This is a genomic window from Labrenzia sp. PHM005 (assembly GCF_006517275.1).
Lineage (GTDB): Bacteria > Pseudomonadota > Alphaproteobacteria > Rhizobiales > Stappiaceae > Roseibium.
This window is the reverse complement of the sequence record NZ_CP041191.1, coordinates 2,972,306-2,995,561: the sequence shown is the minus strand read 5'-3', so window position 1 is coordinate 2,995,561 and position 23,256 is coordinate 2,972,306. Positions and strand designations below refer to the sequence as shown.

Below are 23,256 nucleotides of genomic sequence, written 5' to 3'. Positions count from 1 at the left end.
CGTTAAGCTGCATTATCGATGAATAAATACATAAAATCCCGTAAGTAGTATTGATTACACGAAATATTCACTTAACCAAACAAAGAAAACAAAAACACAAAGAACTTAAATACAGAAGCAAATAAACACTCTATTTTCTTTGCTGGCTTACTCATTTCCTCAACGATGAGAGGATAGATCATGGCAGCAGAGACACTAATTCCCCCCGCCCAAACGAAGAATGCCAACACCGACCGGGTCAAAAAGACAGCTGTCAAACGCTCTCGGAAACCAGCGGCGGCAAAACCTCAGGCGGTAAAAGAAGCGTCCGGCGCGAACCGGCTCCATGAACTTGGCCAGATGCGCCACGACCCGGCTGCGATCAATCAGTTCTTTGAAACCGGTGAATATCCTTATGCCAACAAGATGAAGCGCGCGCCTTATGAAAAGCGGAAAGCCGCGCTGCAAGCTGAACTCCTGAAAGCCCAACAATGGGTCCAGGACACCGATCAACGCATTATCCTGATCTTTGAAGGCCGCGATGCAGCCGGCAAAGGGGGCACCATCAAACGGTTTAACGAGCATCTGAACCCGCGCGCATCTCGTATTGTGGCCTTGCAAAAACCGACCGAGCGCGAAAGCAAGCAATGGTATTTCCAACGCTACATTGAAAACCTGCCATCTGGTGGTGAAATGGTGTTCTTCGACCGTTCCTGGTACAACCGCGCCGGCGTTGAACGGGTTATGGGGTTTTGTTCACCCAATCAGTATCTTGAGTTCATGCGCCAATGTCCTGAGGTCGAACGCATGCTCGTGCGTGACGGCGTATTGATGTTCAAATACTGGTTCTCCGTGACCCAGGAAGAACAACGGCGGCGCTTCAAACAGCGCGAAACCGATCCTTTGAAACAATGGAAATTGTCGCCGATCGACAAGGCGTCTCTCGACAAATGGGACGACTACACTGAGGCGAAAGAAGCGATGTTCTTTTATACCGACACCGCGGATGCGCCGTGGACCATCATCAAGTCTGACGACAAAAAACGCGCGCGGCTGAACTGCATGGAACATTTTCTGTCGTCTCTGCCTTATCCGGGCAAAGACAAACACGTGGTCGGTCACCCCGATCCACTAATCGTCGGCATGGGCCATCACGTCATCGGCCGCGACAATCATATTCTCGGCAAAACCTTGCATCCCGACATCAAAGGCGGGAGATCCTGCAACGGCAGCTAAAGAATCCAACACAGGCGTCAAAAAGACAGAAAACGGATCGGGCCTGCCCGGTCCGTTTTTGTTTCATCTGCAAAACAGACTTGCTCTCGACACCCGCTTTTCCCGCCGCTAATCTGCCGCGATGTTCATCACCTTTTTTTCCGAATTGAAATCGGCCGGAATTCCGGTGTCCTTGCGTGAATATCTGACGCTGATGGAGGCGTTGGATAAGGACTTGGCGGAGCGCAGCGTCGAGGATTTCTATTATCTCGCCCGTCTCTCCTTGGTGAAGGACGAGAGCAATCTCGACAAGTTCGACCGGGTCTTCGGCACAGTCTTCAAGGGCCTGGAGCTGATGAGCGATGTGCCGGTCACCGAACTCCCGGAAGAGTGGCTGCAAAAGCTCGCCGAAAAACATCTGACGGACGAGGAAAAGGCCCAAATCGAAGCCCTTGGCGGCTTTGAAAAGCTGATGGAAACATTGGCAGAGCGCCTGAAGGAACAGGAGAAGCGGCACCAGGGCGGCAATCGCTGGATCGGCACGGCCGGCACCTCCCCGTTCGGGGCCTATGGCTACAATCCGGAAGGCGTGCGGATTGGCCAGAAGGAAAGCCGGCACCGGCGGGCGGTCAAGGTCTGGGACAAGCGCGAATTCAAGGACCTTGATGACACCCAGCTCCTGGGCACCCGCAACATCCAGGTCGCCCTGAAACGCCTGCGCAATTTCGCCCGCACGGGCGCTGCGGAAGAACTCGATCTTGATCACACCATCAAGGCAACCGCTCACAAAGGCCTTCTCGACATCAAGATGCGCCCGGAGCGGCACAACGCGGTCAAGGTGCTGCTGTTCTTCGACATCGGCGGCTCGATGGACGACCACATCCGCGTCTGCGAGGAACTCTTCTCCGCCGCCCGGTCAGAATTTAAAGTGATGGAGCATTTTTACTTCCACAACTGCCTTTATGAGACGGTTTGGAAAGAGAACAAACGCCGCCACAACGAGCGCCTGCAGACGATGGACGTGCTGCACAAATATCCGTCCGACTATAAGATCATCTTTGTCGGTGATGCCTCCATGAGCCCCTACGAGATCGCCTACCCCGGTGGCTCAGTGGAGCATTGGAATGAAGAGGCTGGCTCGGCTTGGATGCAGCGGATTACCGGGCTTTACAACAGCGCCGTCTGGCTCAATCCGGTGCGCCAAGAACATTGGCGATACACGCCTTCTATCCAGATGATGCAGGAACTGATGGAAAACCGCATGTTCCCCATGACGGTGGAGGGCTTGAGCGACGCCATGAAGGAACTGGCCCGCTAGAAATCGAAGAGGTGATTGATGACGGACGCTGGACACTCTTCGCCTCATTCCACCGCGCCTATTGCCCATGCAACAACAACTGGCATGACTGGTGGCGGGTTTTATAATGAAAACTCGACACCCCAATGGGATGCCATTGCTGCGGTTCTGCCGCTTCTCGAAGAAGCTGCAACCAACCTCCCCCTAGAAGGGTCAGGTCCGGTTACGTTGGCGGATTTTGGGTGTTCTGAGGGCCGCAACTCCATTGCAGCCCTTGCAACTGCCATCGCTGCGCTGCGTCCTTTGACACACCTGCCTATCCAAACCATTCACTCGGACCTGCCGACCAACGATTTTTCCAGCCTGCTCCGCAGTCTACGGCCAGATGGACAATCCGTTTTTGGAAGCCCGGACGTTTATTCGTCTATTGTTGGCGGCTCTATGTTTGATCAGCTGCTCCCGGCGCAAAGCCTTCATCTGGCGACGAGTTTCAATGCCATCGGTTTCCTGTCGCGAAAACCGGTGGCTCAACTCCCCGGATACATTCTGCCAAACGGGCCCAGCGTGGCCCGCGCCAACGGCTTTGTCTCAGAGGAGGACAGGACTGCATTCACCAAACTTGCAAGAGAAGATATCGCCACTTTTTTGAAAGCGCGGGCAAAAGAGCTCGTACCCGGCGGAAAACTGCTGCTTCAGGTCTTCGGCGGCAACGAAACGGCCCGAACCTGCGATGGGATCTACGACCTCTTAAACGATGCTGTTCTGGCCTTTGTCGAAGATGGGACAATCTCACGAAACGTCTATGAAGCTTATTACCAACCGGTCTATATGCGCTCGCTGGATGAGCTGACAGGTCCGGTCACCGATCCGGTTTTGGGCGCTGCCGGGCTTTTTGAGTTGTACAAAGCGACGTCCTACGAAATCCCGGTGTCATTCAACACTGATTTCGAAGCAGATGGCGATCTGGACCGGTATGCAAAAGGGTATGTGAATTTCTTCCGCGCATTCACCGAGGCAGTTTTAAGGCAAGCCTTGCCCGACAACGATGGCCGGGACATTTTGGTGGAACAGATCTATGCCAAAGCTGGGGAACTACTAAAGAAAGACCCGCAGCTTTATCCCTTCAGATACATCGCCATTGCAGTTCTTTTGACCCGCACGGCTGACTGACATTTCGACAGACTTTATTTCTTCTGGCAGGCATCCCTTCATCAGGGCGCCCTTTATCGGCAAAGACTTAAGAATTGGCCGCCAGTTTTCTGCGACCGGTTGGTGTGTCTTGGTCGGAGTCAGTATCATACGAAGTTGTATCGGCTGCGGCATCGGCAACAAAGGCCCTCAAATCAGCTTCGGTATCGGCCTCCTCCTCGTCTGAGCTGCTGGCAAGAGTCACTTGATTTCTACCGCCGGCTTTTGATGCATAGAGCGCGTCGTCGGCAGACTTGATCAGCTCCTGCGGCATAGTTCCATGTTTCGGATGTGCGGCAACTCCAAGCGAAATCGTAATCCGTGGAAGATTCTTTTCGCCATAGCGTACTGTAATCGCTTCAACTTTTGACCTAAGGGTTTCCGCAAAATCAGCTGCAAATTCTTCGGAAACCTCCGGCAGCAAGATCATGAATTCTTCGCCACCCAAACGGCACGGCAGTTGGTCACCATCACACGCATCTTCAAGTGCAGTACCAACAGCGCGCAACACCATATCACCGGCGTCATGGCCGTGATTGTCATTGAACTTCTTGAAATGATCCACGTCGACAGAAACAAGTGAAACCGGATGGCCTTTGTATTTTGAAGCTTCCAACTGCTTGCGCAGGCTATCGGTGAAGTGGCGGCGGTTATAAAGACCAGTAAGCGGATCCCGGATAGACTGATTATGCAGCTCATCTCGCATTCTAGTGTTGGCGATCGCAAGACTGATTTGCTCGGCAGCCATTTGGGCCAGTTTCCGCCGTTTGGCGAAGGCGGTGCTATCCAGTTCTTCAGCAGGTGTCAGATGCATCAGGCCAACAGTTTCACCATGCGCTAGAATTGGCAGGCACACATAGGCTCCTTCTTCCCGCGGATCGACGTGATCACAAGTGAAATTGATGACGTTGTCGCCGTGAACATAGGTCCGGCCGCGCCGAAGACCCCAGCATGTGTCTGGCCGGATGTGATCTTCCAATGTCGCACCGTTCCATGAGCAAGCACCGTCCAGAACATCTCTCGAATTGGAATAGACGTAGATGGAACCGCGGCAGTCTGGGAGCAGTTTGGTCATGAATTTGCTGACCATATGAAAAAGTTCGTCAAGCGAATTCGACGATTGTAACCACTCGTTCAACTCAGAAAGCAGCTTGATTTCCTGGTTTAATGCCTGCTGGCGCTGGGTCTCCTGTTGCTCCTGCTTCTGCATCTGCAGCATCTGCTCCTTGAAGGCATTGAAGGCCCGGCCGATATCACCAATTTCGTCTTGGCGTTTGCTGGAGAGATTTGCTTCATAGTCCCCCCGGGACAGGCTGTAGAGCGCATTGACGACTTCCAACAGCGGCGCGGCAATCGTCCGCCGGCCAATGACCATGGCAAACAAAAAGGACAAAACAGCGGATCCCAGAGAAATCGAAATGGTCTGCTGAAGAGCCTGCCTTTCATAAGCCAGCGCAGCATCGGCGGCCTCTTTAGCAAGGGCCTGAACCCGGAAAAGAAGATTTTCCAATTCCCGGTCGAACGCAGTATGAGCCTCTTCCACATTTGCAAGAACAGCTTCAGCTTTTTCGATTTGCCCAAGCCGTGCATGGTCAAGTGCTTCCTGGGATGTCACCCCGTAGCGGATGTTTTCCTCCGCAATCTTGCTCAATATATTGATCACTTTAGTGAATTCGGTGACCTGTACATCAGTTTTTGCCAGCAGCAGCGCTCCACGCGCAATCTCCATGGCCTCACCGAACTCTTCCTTGATTTCCACTGATAGGACTGAAAAGCGGGCCTCGGCCTCTGCGATGGTTTTTTTGGTGCTGTAACTGCCATTCGCCCGCAAGCGCATCATGCGCTCCATAAGGAGCGACTGTTCCAGTCTGTGTGTTGTCACATGACCAAGGGCCTCGGTCAGCGGTACCTCGGCTTCGGCCACAAACTGGATTTCCTGACCAATCTGCCTGATCTGGTAGATCCCGACACCTGACGCGGCGACCACAAAAAATATGCAAAAAGAGACGATCGTAAGAATTTTCGCCATCACGGATGATCTGAAATTAAAAGACGATCGCATTCGAAACTCCTAGGTCACAGCCCAAGTTTCCGCTACGAAAGTAAATACGACCTTAGGGAAGTGAGGATATCTTTCCTACAACTTGAATACAGCGAACCAGGACACGGTCGCGTTCAGCAAAAACACTTATTATAAGACAAAATAATCAATTATTTCAAATAGATACAAAATCTCTTTGCGCCTGACGACAAAAGAAAAACTAACTTAACAGAAAGTTTCAAAAAACAATAAAACACACAAGTTACATGGTCAATTTGGACAGGGTCGAACGCATCAGACACCATCCTGCGGCGGATATCCGCCACAGGGTTACTTGAAACCGCATCGGATTATTCGCCGCGAAGCACCATGACCGAACACGGTGCGTGACGGACGATGTGAGCGGCGTTGGACCCGATGAAGTAGGTCGACAGACCCGGTTTGTGCGAGGTCATCAGAACCAGATCACACGATGCTTTTTCAGCTTCCTCGATCACTTCATGATAGACGGACCCAACCCGCACGGTGACATCCAAGGCACCAGCCGGCACATCCAAGGCATCGCCAACTTCTTGCAAGATGCCAGCTGTTTCCTTCATTTCGCGCTCTTGAAAGCCCTCAGGCAACTGGCTGGCAACAAAGCTCTGCACTTCCGGACAAACAGCAAGCAAATGAATTTTGGCGCCGTAGTCACGGGCAAGTTGCGAAGCTTTGGCCAATGCGTCATCGGCAAACTTCGGTTCAGCAGGATCTATCGGAACTAGGATTTTCTGAAACATGGCATGCCTCCTTTACTCTATTGTGAGGAGAGTCATGACGTTCTGGCGGGTTTTATGCCATGAGAAATGTCAATTAGCCTTCTGGTTGTCCAAAATACCGCCCCGGTGTCACCCCAAAAGCCTTTCGGAAGGTGGCCACGAAAGCACTCGGCCCTTCATATCCAAGTTTATGCGAGACATCAGATACGCTCCGCCCAGCTGCCAGCAGTTCCAGGGCCCGGAATAATTTCACCTGCCGGCACCAGGTCCGGTAGTTCATGCCGGTTTCTGCCTTTATCCGCCGCTCAAAGGATCTCACGGACATGGCGCTCTTAGCGGCGGCCTCGGCGAGCGCCGGAACATGCGCGGGACAGCGCACCAACCCATCGCACAACTCTCTCAGTTTTGGATCTTGCGGCATTGGCAATTGAAGGGGCGCTGCCGGCAGCATTTTCAGTTGATCCAAAATGACGTCCGCGATCCGCCCGGCCGGTCCATCAGCGGTTTCCGCGCGCGGGTAGGACATGAACTCCAGAATCAAGGCACGCAACAAGGTGGTCACTTGAATGACCTGCGCGGTCTTCGGCAAATCCTGGGCATAGTCGTAATTGACATAGACGAACCGGATGTCCGTATCAGTCAGATACCGGGTTTCATGCGCAATCCGGGGAGGCAGCCACACAGCCCGCTCCGGCGGGGCGAAAAACGTTCCAATTTCGGTATCAATCGCGATTGAGCCTTTTACGACGTGAAAGAGCTGGGCTGAATCGTGAGAGTGCCAGCCATTGTGGCCCGGTCCTGCTCTTTGGCTGTTGGCATAACCGATGATTTTCGCCTTCACCTCATGATCGGGAAACGCGGAAAGCTCCGGATGGATTGACATGCCTTGCCTCTTGAACTGCTACATGGATTTGGCGAAACGGAAACATATCATGACAAAACAGCGCTAACACGCAAGAGCTTTATCGCTGTAGACACAATCCGCAGCGCTGCCAGTAATCACTCTTTGGCTGAATGGAATGACCTACTTTACACAAAGCATAAACACGGACGGCCAGACCGGCTGGCGATCCCCCGCTGTCCTCTTGATGATCATGGCCGGCGCCATGCAGCTGTCTTTTGCTGCCTGGTGGAACCTGATGAATAATTTCGCCGTCCAGGAATTGGATTTCACTGGGCGCGAAATCGGCATGCAGCAATCGATCCGCGAGATTCCGGGTTTCTTGAGTTTTTTGGCTGTCTATCTCCTGCTTGTCATGCGGGAGCAGACACTCGCCTACCTGTCGTTGCTTTTGCTCGGCATCGGCGTTGCCATTACAGGCTACTTTCCAACAGCGCTCGGCTTCTACATTACCACGCTGATCATGTCGATCGGGTTCCATTATTATGAAACCATGGCCCAGTCGCTATCGCTTCAATGGTTGCCGAAGGCAACGGCTGCAGCCAGTATGGGCAAGATCCTTGCGGTCGGTTCCTTTGCCCAGCTGATTGCCTACGGCTTGATTTTCATCGCCTGGAAGATGTTCGATCTGTCCTTCACGGTTGTCTTTGCGATTGCTGGCGGGCTGACGCTGGTCGTTCTGGCTTTCCTGATCATGGCGTATCCGCATTTCAAGGAAGGCGTGCCCCAGCACAAGAAAATCATCCTGAAGAAACGCTACTGGCTATATTACGCCCTCACCTTCATGGCCGGAGCCCGGCGTCAGATCTTCACGGTGTTCGCTGGTTTTCTGATGGTCGAACGCTTTGGCTACGATGTACACGAGGTTGCTGGGTTATTCCTGATCAACGGCGTCTTCAACATGCTGCTGGCGCCCAAAATCGGTAAGCTGATCGTGCGCTTCGGTGAACGTAAGGCTTTGATCCTGGAATATGTCGGCTTGATCGGTGTCTTTGTCACATATGCATTTGTCACCAACGCAACATTGGCGGCGACCCTCTACGTCATCGACCACGCGTTTTTTGCCATCGCGATCGCAATCAAGACCTATTTCCAGAAGATTGCCGATCCAGCAGACATTGCACCGACCGCCGGTGTTGCCTTTACAATTAACCACATCGCCGCTGTGTTTATCCCGGTACTGTTCGGCTTGATCTGGCTGATATCCCCAGCAGCGGTCTTCTTGGCTGGCGCAGCTATGGCAGCCGTCAGTTTGTTCCTCGCCACGTTAATCCCGTCTAATCCGGATGACGGCCGGGAGGTCGACTGGTGGTTCAAGCGGCCAGTTGCCCAACCGGCAGAATAGTCGAACAAAAAAACCCGCCGGAGTATCCCGGCGGGCTTTTTTTATCTCAATAAGTAGACTGTCTTAGGCCTGACGCTCAGGAACATGAACGACCAAACCGTCCATTTCGGCCGTCACCTTGATCTGACAAGATAAGCGCGACGTCGGCTTCACATCATAAGCGAAGTCGAGCATGTCCTCCTCCATCGGTTCGGCAGATCCGGTTTTGCCCGACCAGGCGTCGTCGACATAAACATGGCAGGTTGCACAGGCACAGGCACCGCCGCATTCGGCCTCAATGCCTTGCACCATGTTCTTGATGGCATTTTCCATAACCGTGGAACCTTCCGCAGCGTCCACATCGGTGCGGGCCCCATCGGCGGTGACAAAGGTGATTTTTGGCATAGTCGCGTCCAAGAATAGAAATAGGTCTCTCGTCGACCCGACATAAAGGTTCCCGACAAAAGGTCAAGGACCATGCCGTATTTGCGCTTGTGTAAGCCGCTTGGAAGACCGTTAGCCTTCCAGTAAATCGCAGATATATCCGTTGGCTTCGTCCACAGCCGCAACCAAACGTTCTGTTGGCGCATTTGCGGCGGTTTTCATGTTCCCTTCCAGGCTCTCGCATGCCGTGGCGACGCGCTGCGCACCAATTGCCCGCGCAGATCCTTTTAAAGTGTGCACCAGGTCCATGCGCGCAGCTGTGTCAGTCTCGCTCTCAAGCCTTTCAAGGGTTAAGCGTGACTGGGACTTGAACAGATGCAGGACCTGAACTTCCAGATCCCTGTTGCCAAGCGTATTTGTGGCCAGTTGCACCAGATCAATTGGTGCTTCGGGACTGGCGCGGCCTGCAACGCGCGCCATCGAAGAAGGGGCCATGAGGGTGCTCCGAAATACTCATTACCTGCCTGACGGCACCCTGCCGCAAGCTTTATCTGCCCGTGATTGTGACGCGAAGACCCAAACGCACGGTTAAATCAGACCCCAACAGACCGTGTTTGCGCCCATGTCCCCAAAAAATTGCTTTTTTGGTTAATGGGCTTTAACTCCCGCCGCATGATCACACTAAAAAAAGGCTTGCAAATCGGCGGGTTTCCTGAATCGCTAAAATTTTAATAAAATGATTCGTATTAACGTTCTTCGTTTTTTTGACTTGCGGTCAATATTTCGAGTGCGTCAGGCGTGAGCTTACAAACCAGCCAATCAGGCTTGATTGGGTTGGAAAACCAAGGCTCTGCCCACCCCGCATCGATGCAGGAACGGATTGTACGAACCGGGAACTGACGCCCTTGATCATCAAACAGAGGCAATTTTCCGCCAGGCTGACTCACTCCGCGATTCAACCACCGCTTTTGTGCAGGGGTTAATTTGCCCGCATCAAGTTCAAACCTTTTTATCCCCTTCGGGGCACTTTCCGTTGCGTTCACTTCCTTCATTTTCGGCATCAGACCCCTCTCCTAAGTGATTCAGGCCATTGCTGTTTCTTGTTCGTTAGGAGAGAGTGTGCCATTACAGGAACTAATGCGGCAAGATGGGGAGTGTGCTGTTTACCATTTTGGTTGCAGCCGGTCAGCGGCGGCCCTCCTCTAACAACAGATCCAAACCGGAAACCTGTTAAAAATCACGGTTAGGATCAACGCATTCGGATGACCCTCATGGCAGCGACGGCTGACTGAGATCACCGGTGTGTAATGAGTACGGATGTGAGGCGACCCAAACATGGCAAATCCGACGAAGGCGAAAGATCCGGCGGAAGCAGCACTGTCTGCAGTTGAAGAAGCGCTGAAACTTGATTTCGGCGGTCCGGAAGCAACTCCCCCTGATGAGGAGCCTGATACTCAAGCCGAAGCGGCCCCGTCCCGGCGTGCGTCCAAAAAAGCGGACGAAAGTCAATCTGACCGCGACAATCAGCGCGGTTCTCGGCGCCGGAGCCGCGGAGGACGCCCGCCTGCGGCCAATGACGACCGCCGGAACATTGGCAACTTGATTTACGCGCTTCAGCGCCGGCCCTCGACAGCGCCATTTTGGGGGGCCTTTGCCCTGGCAGCAGTTTGGGCAGCTCTCGGCACGAGCCTCTTTATGTCGACCTTCGGCGAAAAGCTCGCTGCTGTCACTGACGCGCAATCCCTGCTCCAGTCTCCGGACATGATCCTCGCAGCCATCGGGATCGTCGTTCCGATTATCTTCTTCTTTGTCATGGCCATGATGATTTGGCGTGCGCAGGAAATGCGTATTGTCGCCCGCGGCATGACCGAGGTCGCCTTGCGCCTTGCCGAACCGGAAGACATGGCCAAGGAATCCATTCTCAGCGTCGGCCAAGCGATCCGCCGTGAAGTCGCTGCCATGGGCGATGGCATTGAACGGGCGATTGCTCGTGCCAGCGAGCTGGAAGTTCTCGTCCACAACGAGGTCTCCTCGCTGGAACGCTCTTACAATGACAACGAACTGAAGATCCGGTCACTGATCGAAGAATTGGTCACTCAGCGCGAAGCCATTGTCATGAACGCCGAGCGCGTGCGCGAGACCATTGCGGGCGCCCATGAGAACTTCGCATCACAACTGTCTGATACCTCTGGTGAATTGGGGTCCAACGTCGACCAAGCGACCCAACGCATGATCGACGCGGTCAACGAGCGCGTTGAAGAACTGACCAGCACTGTTGATGCCCGCATTGACTCTCTGGGCGCGACACTCAATGCCTCCGGCAACGAAATGGTGGAATCCCTCACAGTCCGCGCTGACGATTATGTTGCCCGCCTGTCCACCACCGGCACCGAGCTTGTCGAAAACCTGTCGCAGACCGGTACGACCATGTGGGAGACCCTCTCCTATCGCGGCAACGAAGTGAACGAACGCTTCTCAGAAACAGCAAACACGTTTGTTGAGACCCTCACAAAACAAGGCCTGGAGATCAACGAAACGCTTGCATCCTCCAGCTCCGAGGTCGTGGAAACCCTGAGCGGCAAGGCCGAAGAATTCCGCAACGCTCTGGAGACAACCGGCACACAGGTCGGTGACGTCATTACGGCGCGCGGCGAAGAAATCAATGCGAACCTGTCACTCACCTCCGGCCGTCTGATCGACACGATCACGTCACGGACCGAGGAACTGGTCACAACTGTCGATACCCGGGTGACCCATCTGGACGAGGCTCTGGCGGAAACCGGCAGCAGGGTGGTCGAAAGCATCTCCGAAAAAGGTCAGGCGGTTACCGACACCATTTCGATCCGCGGTGCCGAAATCGTCGAAACCCTGTCCAGCCGCTCCACAGAAGTCGCCGAGATCCTGCGCGGAACCGGTGAAAGCATCGTGGTTGATCTGTCCCTGCGCGGCGGCGAAATCGCCTCCAAATTGGACGAGACTGCAGGCTCGCTCACCGAGACCATTTCCGTGCGCGGCGGCGAACTTGCCGACAAACTGGACAACATTTCCGAGCGGATTTACACGGCCATTTCCATCAATGGCAGCGAGCTGGACGAACGTCTGGCGGCCCGCAGCAACGAGATGGCAACTATTCTGGAACAGCAAACCATCGGCTTCCGCGAAACGCTGGAAGGCGTTTCCGGCCAATTCGCAGCAAGCCTGGGCGAACAAACCGGTTCGCTTAACCAGAAGCTGGCGGAAACCGGGACACAGCTGGCCGAACTCATCGGCAGCCGCGGCGACCGGGTTGCGGGCGACATCAACGAAATCAGCGGCAAGATCGCAGAAACCATCGAAGTCCGCGGCCAGGCACTCAACGAAGGCCTCAGCAACCGCTTGGGCGAATTGGAAACCATCGTCACAGATCGCGGCGGTCAGCTGATCGATGCTTTCGACACCAAGACACTACTGCTCTCCGAAGCGCTCGACAGCCGTCTATCCACTCTGGATGTGACGTTCGAAAGCCGCATCGAAACCATGGACAGCAAACTCGGCGAGCGCATCGCGACCATGGATTCGTCCCTGGACCAGCGTTTCTCAACCATTGATACATCGCTGAACGAGCGCATCACCACGATGGACGCAACTCTTGGCGATCGCATCAGCACCATGGATGCCTCCCTGGAGCAGCGCTTCACAGCAATGGATACCTCCCTTGGCGAGCGCATCTCGGCAATGGACACATCGCTGGACCATCGCTTCACGACGATGGATGCAACCCTCGGTGATCGTATTTCCACTATGGATGCGTCGCTCGAACATCGTTTCTCCACTATGGACGTTTCGCTCGGGGAACGTATTTCGACAATGGACGCCTCTTTGGGCAGCCATATCAACACCCTGGATCTAACCTTGGATCAGCGTACGGCGTCGTTTGAAGCTGCGCTGGAATCCCGAACCCAGATCCTGGGCGATGCGATCGAACAGCGCACAAATGTCATCAGCGAAGCGCTGGAAGATAAAACACGCAACATCACCGATGTCCTGGCCGACCGCTCTGATGCGATCACCCTTCAGCTTGGTCAGCGCGTTGAAGCAGCCGGCAACACGCTGGCAGACCGTGCCGACGATATCAGCACCAAGCTGACATCCCATGTCGACAGCGCGGCTGCCGCCATGGCCGAGAAAGCTGAAGTTTTGTCCGCGACCATGACCAGTGGAACGGAACGAATTGACGAGACACTGGATGCCCGCGCGCGCCAGATCTCCGATACGTTGATTTCCCGGACCAAGGAAATCGCCCAGGCCTTCGTCGAAGGTCAGGACGAGATGACTTCCGCCCTCGACAACCGTCTGACAGAAGCCGGCACTGTTCTGGGCAAACAGAGCGAACAGCTGACTGAATCCCTGTCCGAGCGCATTGCCGAAATCAATGTTTCTCTTGGCGCGAAGGTCTTCGAAGTTGCCGAAACGCTTGACACCCGAGCAGGTCAGCTGGAAACAGTCTTGAACGAACGCCTGGAGAGCATCTCGGGCACTTTGACCGGCGAAAGCGAACGGGCCCGCGATATCCTGACTGCAGTGATCTCTGAAGCCGGGGCAACCCTCTCGACAGAAAGCACACGCTTGCGGGATATGGTTCAGGACGCTGTTGCAAGTGCAGTTGAGTCGTTGGCCAGCGAGCGCAGCAGAACCGTTGAGATTGTTGACGGTGCGCTTACAGACGCCACTACAAAGCTTTCCGGCGAAGGCGACCGGATGCGTCAGATCGTACTGGGTTCGGTCGGCGAAGCCCGTGGCATTCTGGTCGGCGAAAGCCAGAAAGCAGCAGACCAGATCAGCCAGACTATGGCACAGGCCACCGGTTCACTTACCGACGAAAGCCAGAAGGCGGCGCTTCAGATCAGCCAGACCATGGAACAAGCCACTGGGGCAATGTCTGGAGAAAGCGGCCGGATCCGCGACTTGGTGCTTGCCGCAGTTGGCGACGCGGCGCGGGCGATGGCTGCCGAAAGCGAGAAAGCACGGACACTCTATGCCGGTACGCTGGCTGAGTTCTCCGGTTCCCTCACCGGCGAAAGCGACAAGGTCCGCACCGAGCTTGCTGGTCTGATTGCAGAAATCTCCGGCAACCTGTCAGCGGAAAGCGAACAGGCCCGCTTGACGCTTGCCAAGACGCTCGAGGAAATCCGCGGGCAGATGTCCGGTGAGGCTGGCATGATCCGCGCCCGCGTCAACAGCGCGGTTTCTGAAGCCGCCAACCTTCTTGTCAACCGCGGCAATGAAGTGGCGGACGAGTTGCTCGAAAAGGCAACAGCCCTCAACGAGGCCTTTGGTGCCCGCTCCGGCGAATTGGCTAAGATCGTTGGCACCGATGGCAATGAACTTATCAGCGCCATCGAAACACGCGCCAATGACCTCACAGGACGCCTGTCTGAAGTTCATGGCGCGATCCTTGAGGCAATCACTGTCAAAGGCAAGGATGTCACTGACACCTTTGCCCACACAGGTCTCGATGCGACCCGTTCGCTGGTAGAAGCCGGGGACCGGATCGTTGCCTCCATCAACGAGCGCAGCGATCAGGCCACCCGCCTGCTCACAGATACCAAACTCCGGCTCGAGGCGGACGTTTCCGATATCCTCAACAAGATCGAGACATCGAACACCAACCTCCAGTCCATCGTTTCCACAGCTGGTGAGAACCTTTCCGAAGTGGAAAGCAACCTGGCGCGCCGCGCTGGCGAGTTCCGCTCTGCGGTTGACCGGGCCGTATCGGAGACTACTTCGACAACCGGCTTGATCGACGAGCAAGTCAGCAACTTGCGGGACGTCACGTCGACGACACTGGCCGATATCCAGAACCTCACCAACCGCTTCGGTGACCAAGCAGAAGACTTGACCAAAGCGGCCCGGCATCTGGAAGACACCAACCGGTCTGTTGAAGGCCGCGTGTCTGAGCGCAAGACCGCGATCGAAGATGTCGCTGACACGCTTCTGGCAAAAACCGAAGCTGTCGACACGCTCATGCGGTCGTTCACGCAAACCCTGTCTGAAACGCTGGAGACAGCCGATGACAAGGCCCGCGATGCGGCAGGCATGCTGAGCGCTGCTGCCGAGGCAGCGTCCAAGAAAGTCTCCGAGCAGTTCGAATCCATGCGCCTGACGGCCGGTATGGAAGGCCAGAAGGCCCGCGATGCGATCCGCTCTGCACAGGACGACATCATTGCGGAAATGTCCCGCACAGTTAGCGACGCGTCCGACCGGTTCAACGATGCGGCAACACGCATGCGCGATGTGGCCCGCGACGTTCACCGCGAACTGGAGGCCACGCGCAGCGAACTGAAACAGGGCGTGCTCAATCTGCCGGATGAAGCAGAAGAATCTTCTGCAGCGCTGCGCAAGGTGGTCAACGAACAGATCCGCGCCTTGACCGAGCTGTCCGACATCGTTGCCAAGCAATCCAACGCGCTTGATGTCTCCAAGCCGCAGGCACAGGCGGCAACGGCGGCTGCTGCACCGGTACAACAAGCCCCTACTCCCGCCCCGCAGATCCCGCAGGCACCGGCATTTGTCCAGCAACAGCCGCAGCCGCGTCCGGCAGCTCCGCAGCAGCCCGAAGCGCGTGGACCGGTCAACACTCGCCGTCAGCAGCCGGCTCAGGCTGATGCCGGAAATACCGCTGGCAAGGGCTGGGTCTCAGACCTTCTGCGCCGAGCCTCACGTGATGAAGACGACGCAAGTGCCGACACCGAACAGGGCCGCACACCGCTGCAGACCGTGGAAAGCCTGAATTCGCTGTCTGTCGACATCGCCCGGGCAATCGACCATGAGACCTTCATCGATCTGTGGGAACGCTACCGCAGTGGTGAGCGGCACGTCTTTACCCGCCGCCTCTACACGCTGCAAGGCCAGCAGACCTTTGACGAGATCCGCCAGAAATACGCCCGTGATCCGGAGTTCCGAACAGCCGTGGAGCGCTACGTGGCTGATTTCGAGCAACTCTTGTCGCAGGTCTCCCGCAACGACCGCGACAATATGCTGGGCCAGACCTATCTGACGTCTGACACCGGCAAGGTCTACACGATGCTGGCTCACGCCAGCGGCCGGCTCGACTAAGCCCTGGTCATAGAAACAATAAAAGGCGGCTCCCGGGCCGCCTTTTTTCATGTCCACTACCCCAATCCTGAACCGTCTGCCCTATACCTCAGTCGCCGGCTCTGACACTGCCAAATTGCCCCGGATCTTGGACATCGCGGCCAGCACGACCTGGATTTCATCGTCCTCCAATCCGTCCAGCATTTGTTTTTCGACGGCCATCAGCTTTGGGGCGAGGTCTTCAAAAGCAGCTCGCCCCGTGTCGGACAGGGACAGAAGATAACTCCGTCCATCAGCTGCATTGGCGTTCCGTTTCAAAAACTTGCGCTCTTCCATGCGTTTGACGGCCCGGCTCACCACCACCTTATCCATACTGGAGCGGAAGACGATTTCACTGGCTTGCATACCTTCAGCGCTGGATCCGAGGATCGCCATGACCCGCCATTCCGCCGGCGTCATGCCGTAATCACGCTGATAAATATCTGAAAGCGCACGGGTTACATCCGAATAAAACACACGGACCAGGTAAGGAAAAAAGGTTTCCAGTTGGAACCCGCCTGGCTTCAAATCCGTATCTATTTCGTGTCCTGTCATCGTCTGCATAACCTTTTGACGGCCCATCATTCCGGTTCAACTTTTGGCGCACCGTACTGTTTTGCGAGATTTTACGATTGACTTAGTTTCAAATGCAACTAATTTCGACACACTCACTTCAAGAACGGAAGCGACGGACATCGGCATGAGACCGAATTGGGAGGAAAAGCCGTGAAACATCTGAAATATCTTTCGATCCTTGCCGGCGCTGCTGCCGGTGCCTTGACAGGCCTGGTTGCCAGCGCTTCTGCTGACGAATTGGTTCTATCGTCCTGGCTGCCGCCGAAGCACCCGGTCGTTACCGGTGTTATCCAGCCGTGGGCACAGCAAGTTGCTGACGCAACTGAAGGCCGTGTCACAGTCCGTGTCCTGCCAAAGCCGCTTGGACCGCCGCCGGCTCATTATGACCTTGCTGCAGATGGTGTTGCCGATATCACTTATGGCTTGCACTCCTTCACCAAGGACGACCGCTTCCTGCGTTCGCGCATCGGCCAGTTCTCCTTTATCGCAGACACCGCGACCGATGGTTCCAAGGCTTATTGGAATGTTTATGGTGGCAGCCTCAAAGCGCAGGACGAGCACAAGGGCACCAAACTTCTCGGCCTTTGGGTGCATGGTCCTGGCATGTTCCACAACAACCAGCGCAAGATCGAAAAGCCGGAAGACTTTTCTGGTCTGAAAGTGCGCACACCGGGCGGTTACATCGCCGGTCTGTCGCAAGACCTCGGCATCACCACCCAGTTCATGGGCCCAGGCGAAGTTTATGAAAAGTTGTCCCGTGGCGTCATTGATGGCGTGACCTTCCCGATGGAAGCGCTTCAGGCCTTCAAACTGACGGACTACATCAAGTACTCCATGAAAGTGCCGGGCGGTATCTACAACACCTCTTGGTTCCTGGTCATGAACGAAGACATCTGGGACGGTATCTCAGCTGAAGATCAGGCGGCGATTGAAAAAGTATCCGGCGAAGCGCTTGCAGAACTTGCTGGCGGTGTCTGGGACGGTGCGGATAGCCGTGGCGCATCCTACATTGCCGACAAGGATATCGAAGTCTACGACGCCCCTGCCCCGGTTCTGGCAGCGATCAAAGCACTGGCTGAAAAGCATGAAGGTGCCTGGGTCAAGGCTGTGTCGGAAACCGGCTTTGACGGTGCAGCTGCCTTGGGCGAATTCCGCGCCCAAACCAACATCAGCAACTGATCATGACGGCAACGTCCAAAAAAACCAACGCGGGCTGGATCTCCAAGATCCGGCCCGTGATGACTTATGTCCTCGGCTCAGCCTGCCTTTTGGCCATGTTTGCCTTGATCGGCCTGACATGCGTCGACGTGGTGGCAAGATATGTCTTCAACAGCCCGGTGACTGGGGCCTATGAGCTGACCGAGCTGCTATTGGCGACTTTGATTTTTCTGGCGCTTCCGCTAACGACTGCCGCCGGTGAACATATTGAGGTTGAGCTTCTCGATGGCATGAAGAGCCGTGTGCTCAAACGCCTCGGCACTTTCATTGCTGGGGTCTGCACCATAACTATTTTTGCTCTGATCGCCATGGAGCTGATCGAACATGCAGATAAACTGCAGCGGCGGGAACAAGTGACCGATTCACTTGAAATTCCGCTCTTTATCATCGGCTGGCTCGGCGCTGTGTCCTTTGCTGTTTCAGCAGTCGCCGCCGCCGTCTTCTCCTACAACCGTTTTCGTAAAGGGGCCTAACTCGTGCTCGAGGCTCTGATTGGATTTGGCGCCCTTTTCGGCCTGGTTCTGGTGCGCGTACCGATTGCTGTTGCGATGATCATTGTCGGCACCGCCGGTTTTGCCATGCTGCGCAATTGGAATGCAGCCTTCAATCTTCTGGGCAATGCCGCCTTTGACACTGGCTTGTCCTTCACGCTGTCAGTGATCCCCCTGTTCATCCTGATGGGCAACCTTTTGACCATTTCCGGCGTCAGCCAGTCGCTGTTTACGACCGCGCATCGCATGTTGCACCGGATGCGCGGCGGTCTGGCAATGGCAGCCGTTGTAGCTTGTGGCGGCTTTTCCGCTGTCTGCGGCTCGTCTCTTGCAACAGCTGCCACCATGTCCAAAGTGGCCATGCCATCCATGCGCAAGGCCGGATATGCCGACAGCCTGGCAACCGGATCAATCGCTGCTGGCGGCACGCTCGGCATTCTGATCCCGCCCAGTGTCATTCTGATTATCTACGGTCTTTTGACGGAAGCCGACATCGGCAAACTGTTCATTGCCGGCATCATCCCAGGGCTTCTGGGCGTCGTTTTTTATATGGCCGCCGTTTATGTAACCGTTCTGTTCAAGCCCAAACTTGCCCCCAGTGAACACGAAGACATTCCAGTGGAACGTAAAGATATCTGGGGCGTCCTAGCGGTGCTTGGGCTGTTCGCCGTCATCATGATCGGCATTTACGGCGGTTTCTTCACGCCGACCGAAGCGGCAGGAATTGGCGCAGCGACAGCGTTCCTGATTGCGCTTTTGTCTGGTGGTCTGACGTTTGAAAAACTGTTCAGCGCCGGGCTCAACTGCGCCCGCACGACCGCGATGATCTTTGCAATCATCATTGGCGCGGAAGTCTTTTCCAACTTCATCAGCTATGCGGGTGTTCCGGACGCCTTGCTCAACTACGTCCAATCCCTCGACGTGAATGCCTATGTGGTCATTCTGGTTCTGGTACTGATCTATGTGGTTTTGGGGGCGGTTCTGGAAAGTCTGTCGATGATCCTCTTGACCGTGCCGGTGTTCTTTCCGCTCGTCACATCGCTCGACTTTGGCACTGGCTTGCTCAGTGATCCGGAACTGGTATTGATCTGGTTCGGAATCATCGTTGTTGTGGTCACCGAAATCAGCCTGATTTCCCCACCGATCGGCCTCAATGTCTTTGTGTTGCGCTCTGTCCTGACCGATGTGCCACTGCGCACGATGTTCGCTGGCATCCTGCCGTTCTGGGCGGCAGACATCCTGCGCCTGATCCTGCTGATCGCAGTACCGGCGTTCTCACTGGCGTTAATATAGATAGATTATTGGGCGCTCAGACGTTTCTGAGCGTCCAGGCGGCAATGTCGGAAAACACCTGCTCTGCAGACTGGTTCATGGCCGCAACCGCCTTATCCACGTCCGAACTTCCAGAAGGTGTTTCGCGCCGGAAAACCTTGCTGGCGACGGTCCGGCCATTACGATCATTGACCACCCGGGCCGCGATCTCGACAACGCCCCGGTTTGCACGCTCAATATTGAGCTCAAACGCCCGGATGTCTGTCTGCAGCTGATAATCGATCAACAGGCCATCGCCCGGCAACCCAACACCGCGCAAGCGTCCGGTGTTCTGCAAGGTTTGGACCAGCTTGGTCTGCACAACATTCGGCAGCGTATCGGCCCAGGCAACTTTCGGAAAATAGGAATAGACCGGACCGCTATCGACAACGGCAATATAAGTCGTATCGAGCGCTTTCAGTGCACGTGGGGGAGCTACAAGCACCTGCACGCGGCTTGAGCGGCCTGACACGCCGCCGACATCAGCGGCCTGAAGGCTATAGAAGGCAGAGGGACCAGAGCTGGTGCAGCCGGAGACCACGGCACTGCCACAAAGAGCGCCGACGAAAGCCCGTCGGGTCAGCCGGCTGTCTGCCTGTGTCATCCGCGTTTGTCCTTTACTCACCTTACTCACCGGCGCCGCCCGCCTTGATATGTCGGCACCTCTTCGCCGCCGAAGATGATCCGGTTCGGCTGTTGTTCAAAGCTTTGCGCTGCCCGTTGAATAGATACCAGCGTCCGGTTGAATTGCGACAGCGCAGACGATAGATCCGCCGAACCTTGTGTAGCAAATTTCGACAAGCCACCGGCAATGGAATCCGCACGGCTTTCGAAAGCAACGGCTACCTTGCGGATCGCCCGAGCCGCCAGCGTTGCTTCCTTAATCAATCCCTCGCCGTCGCCATCGACCATCTCGGATACTTTCTCGACCAGGCTTTCCACCCGAACAGAGGTGGAGTTCAATGTTGCCGTCATTTGCTTGGCATCAGTGATGATCTGGTCGACATCTGGAGTCCGCTTGGAAAGATCCGCCGTCATTTGCTGGACATTGTCCGCAGCCTGACGGGCGCTCTGCAAGATCGCCGGAATGCCGTCTTCGCCAGCAAGGCCGGAAGCCGCTGTTTCAACCGATCCAACAATATTGGCGACTTTCTCCGGATCAACTGCTTTCAAAAGGTCATCTGCTGACTGCAGCGTCGCCGCGAACCGTTCCGCGGCGGACTGAACGTCGCTGATCAGCGCCGCAATCCGGTCATCCTGACCACGGACTGTCGCCGATACCGCTTCGAAATTCTGGATGGTCGACTTTGTGGACGCGATGATCTCGTTGATCTGGCTTTGCTGATTGTTGAAGTTGTCGATCACGCTCGCAACACCATCAACCGCTTGTCCGACCTTGTTCGGGTCGACGCTAGCCACAATTTCATCAACCCGAAGCAGTGACGCGTTCAGCCCCTCGGTAAAGGTGCCGACTGACGCAACAATCTCCTCGATCTGAAGCGGATCGATCACTGCCGCGACTTCAACTCCGCGCGTGACGATTTCATCAACTTTCACAACTATATCGCGGCTACCCGTGATCACTTCGGAGATGGTTCCCTCGCGCTGACGGATCATGTCGACGATATTGTTTACACCCTGCATGGTGCTTGTGGTTGCGACCACCAATTCGTCGATTTCACTGGAGCGTTTTTTCAAGACATCTCCGAGCGCAGCAGCGCCTTGCATGACCGCTTCGATATCTTCCGGTTTGACAGCCTGAACAATGGATTCCACTTGTCCGAGACCGTTGTTCAAACGCTCGGTAAACGCGGCCAGATCTTTGGCGACGCCTTGGGCATCGGCCATCACAGCATCAATGTCGTCGCCGGCCTTGCCGAGACTTGCGGAAAAGGTCTGCAGATCGTCGACGATGGCTGTGACCTTGTCAGAGGGCACAGCGGCCAGCAGCCGTTCGCCCTGGTCCACCAAGCCCTCCATCCGGCCAGACAGGCTGGAAAAGGCTTCTGACGCCTTGCCAATGCTGGCCATGAAGTCTTCAACACCATCCGCATTGGCAGCCAACGCGTCTGAGAATGTTTCGACATTCTGGATCGTCTTTGCGATCGCCGGGCCATTCTCCTTCAGCAGCGTATCGACGGTCTGCATGGTCGAATCTGCCCGTTTCAGGACATCGCGGGCTCCATCCACGATATCGTCAAAAAACGAACGTTCCGCATGAAGCACCGGAATATCATTCGGGTCTTGCCGTCCCTCCGGATCCAGCAGGAGTGGCGCTGAACTCGTCCCACCGGTCAAATCGACATAGGCTACGCCCGTCAAGCCGGTGAAGTTCAAGGTTGCCTTGGTATCCTCACGCAGCGGTGTGGACGGGCGGATGCGAACCGTCGCCAAAACTTTGGTCGGATCCCCTGGGGCAAAGTCCAGCGACTTCACGTCGCCGACCCGGATGCCATTGAACAGAACTTGCCCGCCAACCGGAAGCCCAGTTACCGGACCCGGATAGAGGATTTTGACTTCAACATTTTGCCGAGATTCAGCTGTGACGGCGAGCCAATAGATGAACCCGAACGCGCTGATCAGGACCGCGATCATAAAACCGCCAATCAGAATGTAATTTGCGCGGGTTTCCATTCACTCCAACCTCATGTCCGGCGCAGGGCCCGTTCGCCTCGAAAATAAGACTTAATCCAAGGATCGTCATTTTTCATCATATCTTCGAGCGGTCCGATCGCCAGAACCTGCTTATTCCCCAGAACTGCGATCCGGTCACAGATGGAATGCAGACTATCGAGGTCGTGAGTAACCATATAAACGGTCAAATCCAGAGTAGAGCTCAAATTGGCAATCAACGAATCGAACGCAGCGGCCCCAATTGGATCCAGACCGGACGTTGGTTCGTCCAGAAACACCAAATCCGGGTCCAGTGCAAGGGCGCGTGCAAGGCTCGCCCGTTTGACCATGCCGCCGGACAATTCTGCTGGCAATTTATCTGCAGCGTCTTGGGGCAGGCCAACCAACTCCAGTTTCAATGTTGCCAACTCATCCATTAGCTGTTGCGGCAGTTTCAAATGCTCGCGCATCGGCACTTGAATGTTCTGTTTGACCGTCAACGACGAGAACAAGGCGCCCTGCTGAAACAACACGCCCCAGCGCCGCTCAATTGTTTTGCGGATCTTGGGGCTGGCCGAGGCGAGGTCGTGACCAAAAACGCTGATCTTGCCTGCTCTTTTAGGGGTTAGCCCTAGGATCGTGCGCATCAGAACTGATTTGCCTGTTCCCGAGCCCCCGACAAATCCGAGCACTTCGCCCCGGCGCACATCAAGATCGAGATCCTGCAAGATAATCTTGGAACCGAATCCGACAGTGATGTCCCTGACAGAGAGGATGTTTTCAGACGTGCTCTGTACCGGCTTTTTTGTGCCGTCAGCCGATTGGATCTCAGAAACCGCCATATTGC

At 55.3% G+C, this 23,256-nt stretch carries 18 protein-coding genes; 8 read left to right on the top strand and 10 right to left on the bottom strand.

Annotation, left to right across the window (positions count from 1 at the left end; all coding sequences use genetic code 11):
- Positions 1-180: 180 nt before the first annotated feature.
- From ppk2 to FJ695_RS13400, 3 genes are all read left to right on the top strand, one after another.
- A complete protein-coding gene (gene ppk2, locus FJ695_RS13410) occupies positions 181-1,215 on the top strand; it encodes a polyphosphate kinase 2 (protein ID WP_141185924.1) in 1,035 nt (344 codons plus the stop codon).
- Between the two features lie 121 nt (positions 1,216-1,336).
- Positions 1,337-2,512 carry a VWA domain-containing protein gene (locus tag FJ695_RS13405; RefSeq protein ID WP_141185923.1) on the top strand — a complete coding sequence of 392 codons (1,176 nt, stop codon included), beginning with the start codon at positions 1,337-1,339 and terminating at the stop codon, positions 2,510-2,512.
- A gap of 18 nt (positions 2,513-2,530) precedes the next feature.
- Complete coding sequence (locus FJ695_RS13400) at positions 2,531-3,661, top strand: hypothetical protein (protein WP_141185922.1); 1,131 nt, start codon at positions 2,531-2,533, stop codon at positions 3,659-3,661.
- Positions 3,662-3,728: 67 nt separating this feature from the next.
- Here the strand turns inward: FJ695_RS13400 and FJ695_RS13395 are convergent, their stop codons facing one another.
- From FJ695_RS13395 to FJ695_RS13385, 3 genes are all read right to left on the bottom strand, one after another.
- A complete protein-coding gene (locus tag FJ695_RS13395; protein WP_209011032.1) occupies positions 3,729-5,741 on the bottom strand; it encodes a diguanylate cyclase in 2,013 nt (670 codons plus the stop codon).
- A 329-nt stretch (positions 5,742-6,070) separates the two neighbouring features.
- Positions 6,071-6,499 carry a universal stress protein gene (locus tag FJ695_RS13390; RefSeq protein ID WP_141185921.1) on the bottom strand — a complete coding sequence of 143 codons (429 nt, stop codon included), beginning with the start codon at positions 6,497-6,499 and terminating at the stop codon, positions 6,071-6,073.
- A gap of 73 nt (positions 6,500-6,572) precedes the next feature.
- Positions 6,573-7,361 carry a helix-turn-helix transcriptional regulator gene (locus tag FJ695_RS13385; RefSeq protein ID WP_141185920.1) on the bottom strand — a complete coding sequence of 263 codons (789 nt, stop codon included), beginning with the start codon at positions 7,359-7,361 and terminating at the stop codon, positions 6,573-6,575.
- A 136-nt stretch (positions 7,362-7,497) separates the two neighbouring features.
- Between FJ695_RS13385 and FJ695_RS13380 the strand changes: the two genes are divergently transcribed.
- Positions 7,498-8,724, top strand: coding sequence for an MFS transporter (locus tag FJ695_RS13380; protein WP_141185919.1), 1,227 nt, complete (start codon positions 7,498-7,500; stop codon positions 8,722-8,724).
- 63 nt (positions 8,725-8,787) lie between these two features.
- On the opposite strand, the gene FJ695_RS13375 is transcribed toward FJ695_RS13380, so the two are convergent.
- The 3 genes from FJ695_RS13375 to FJ695_RS13365 all read right to left on the bottom strand — a co-directional run bounded on the left by FJ695_RS13375 (position 8,788) and on the right by FJ695_RS13365 (position 10,148).
- Positions 8,788-9,108: a 2Fe-2S iron-sulfur cluster-binding protein gene (locus FJ695_RS13375; protein ID WP_141185918.1), complete on the bottom strand. Its 321-nt coding sequence runs from the start codon at positions 9,106-9,108 to the stop codon at positions 8,788-8,790.
- Between the two features lie 111 nt (positions 9,109-9,219).
- A complete protein-coding gene (locus tag FJ695_RS13370) occupies positions 9,220-9,582 on the bottom strand; it encodes an Hpt domain-containing protein (protein WP_247653834.1) in 363 nt (120 codons plus the stop codon).
- A gap of 251 nt (positions 9,583-9,833) precedes the next feature.
- The gene (locus FJ695_RS13365; RefSeq protein ID WP_141185917.1) at positions 9,834-10,148 is read right to left on the bottom strand and encodes a hypothetical protein; all 315 of its coding nucleotides are present in this window, start codon (positions 10,146-10,148) and stop codon (positions 9,834-9,836) included.
- Positions 10,149-10,422: 274 nt separating this feature from the next.
- Between FJ695_RS13365 and FJ695_RS13360 the strand changes: the two genes are divergently transcribed.
- A complete protein-coding gene (locus FJ695_RS13360) occupies positions 10,423-16,182 on the top strand; it encodes an antitoxin (RefSeq protein ID WP_141185916.1) in 5,760 nt (1,919 codons plus the stop codon).
- 81 nt (positions 16,183-16,263) lie between these two features.
- Here FJ695_RS13360 and FJ695_RS13355 read toward each other — a convergent pair whose 3' ends face one another.
- Positions 16,264-16,755: a MarR family winged helix-turn-helix transcriptional regulator gene (locus FJ695_RS13355; RefSeq protein WP_209011031.1), complete on the bottom strand. Its 492-nt coding sequence runs from the start codon at positions 16,753-16,755 to the stop codon at positions 16,264-16,266.
- 171 nt (positions 16,756-16,926) lie between these two features.
- Between FJ695_RS13355 and FJ695_RS13350 the strand changes: the two genes are divergently transcribed.
- From FJ695_RS13350 to FJ695_RS13340, 3 genes are read left to right on the top strand one after another with little or no spacing between them, the layout of a single operon-like run.
- Positions 16,927-17,955 carry a TRAP transporter substrate-binding protein gene (locus FJ695_RS13350; RefSeq protein WP_168206362.1) on the top strand — a complete coding sequence of 343 codons (1,029 nt, stop codon included), beginning with the start codon at positions 16,927-16,929 and terminating at the stop codon, positions 17,953-17,955.
- A gap of 2 nt (positions 17,956-17,957) precedes the next feature.
- Complete coding sequence (locus FJ695_RS13345) at positions 17,958-18,467, top strand: TRAP transporter small permease (RefSeq protein WP_209011030.1); 510 nt, start codon at positions 17,958-17,960, stop codon at positions 18,465-18,467.
- A gap of 3 nt (positions 18,468-18,470) precedes the next feature.
- A complete protein-coding gene (locus FJ695_RS13340) occupies positions 18,471-19,778 on the top strand; it encodes a TRAP transporter large permease (protein ID WP_141185913.1) in 1,308 nt (435 codons plus the stop codon).
- A gap of 16 nt (positions 19,779-19,794) precedes the next feature.
- Here FJ695_RS13340 and FJ695_RS13335 read toward each other — a convergent pair whose 3' ends face one another.
- The 3 genes from FJ695_RS13335 to FJ695_RS13325 are packed head-to-tail and all read right to left on the bottom strand — an operon-like array spanning position 19,795 to position 23,251.
- Positions 19,795-20,400, bottom strand: a complete 606-nt coding sequence (locus FJ695_RS13335) for an ABC-type transport auxiliary lipoprotein family protein (protein ID WP_168206361.1) — start codon at positions 20,398-20,400, stop codon at positions 19,795-19,797.
- A 26-nt stretch (positions 20,401-20,426) separates the two neighbouring features.
- Positions 20,427-22,430 carry an MlaD family protein gene (locus tag FJ695_RS13330; protein ID WP_141185912.1) on the bottom strand — a complete coding sequence of 668 codons (2,004 nt, stop codon included), beginning with the start codon at positions 22,428-22,430 and terminating at the stop codon, positions 20,427-20,429.
- A gap of 11 nt (positions 22,431-22,441) precedes the next feature.
- Positions 22,442-23,251 (bottom strand): ABC transporter ATP-binding protein, encoded by an 810-nt coding sequence (locus FJ695_RS13325; protein WP_209011029.1) that lies wholly within the window; start codon positions 23,249-23,251, stop codon positions 22,442-22,444.
- Between the last annotated feature and the right edge of the window lie 5 nt (positions 23,252-23,256).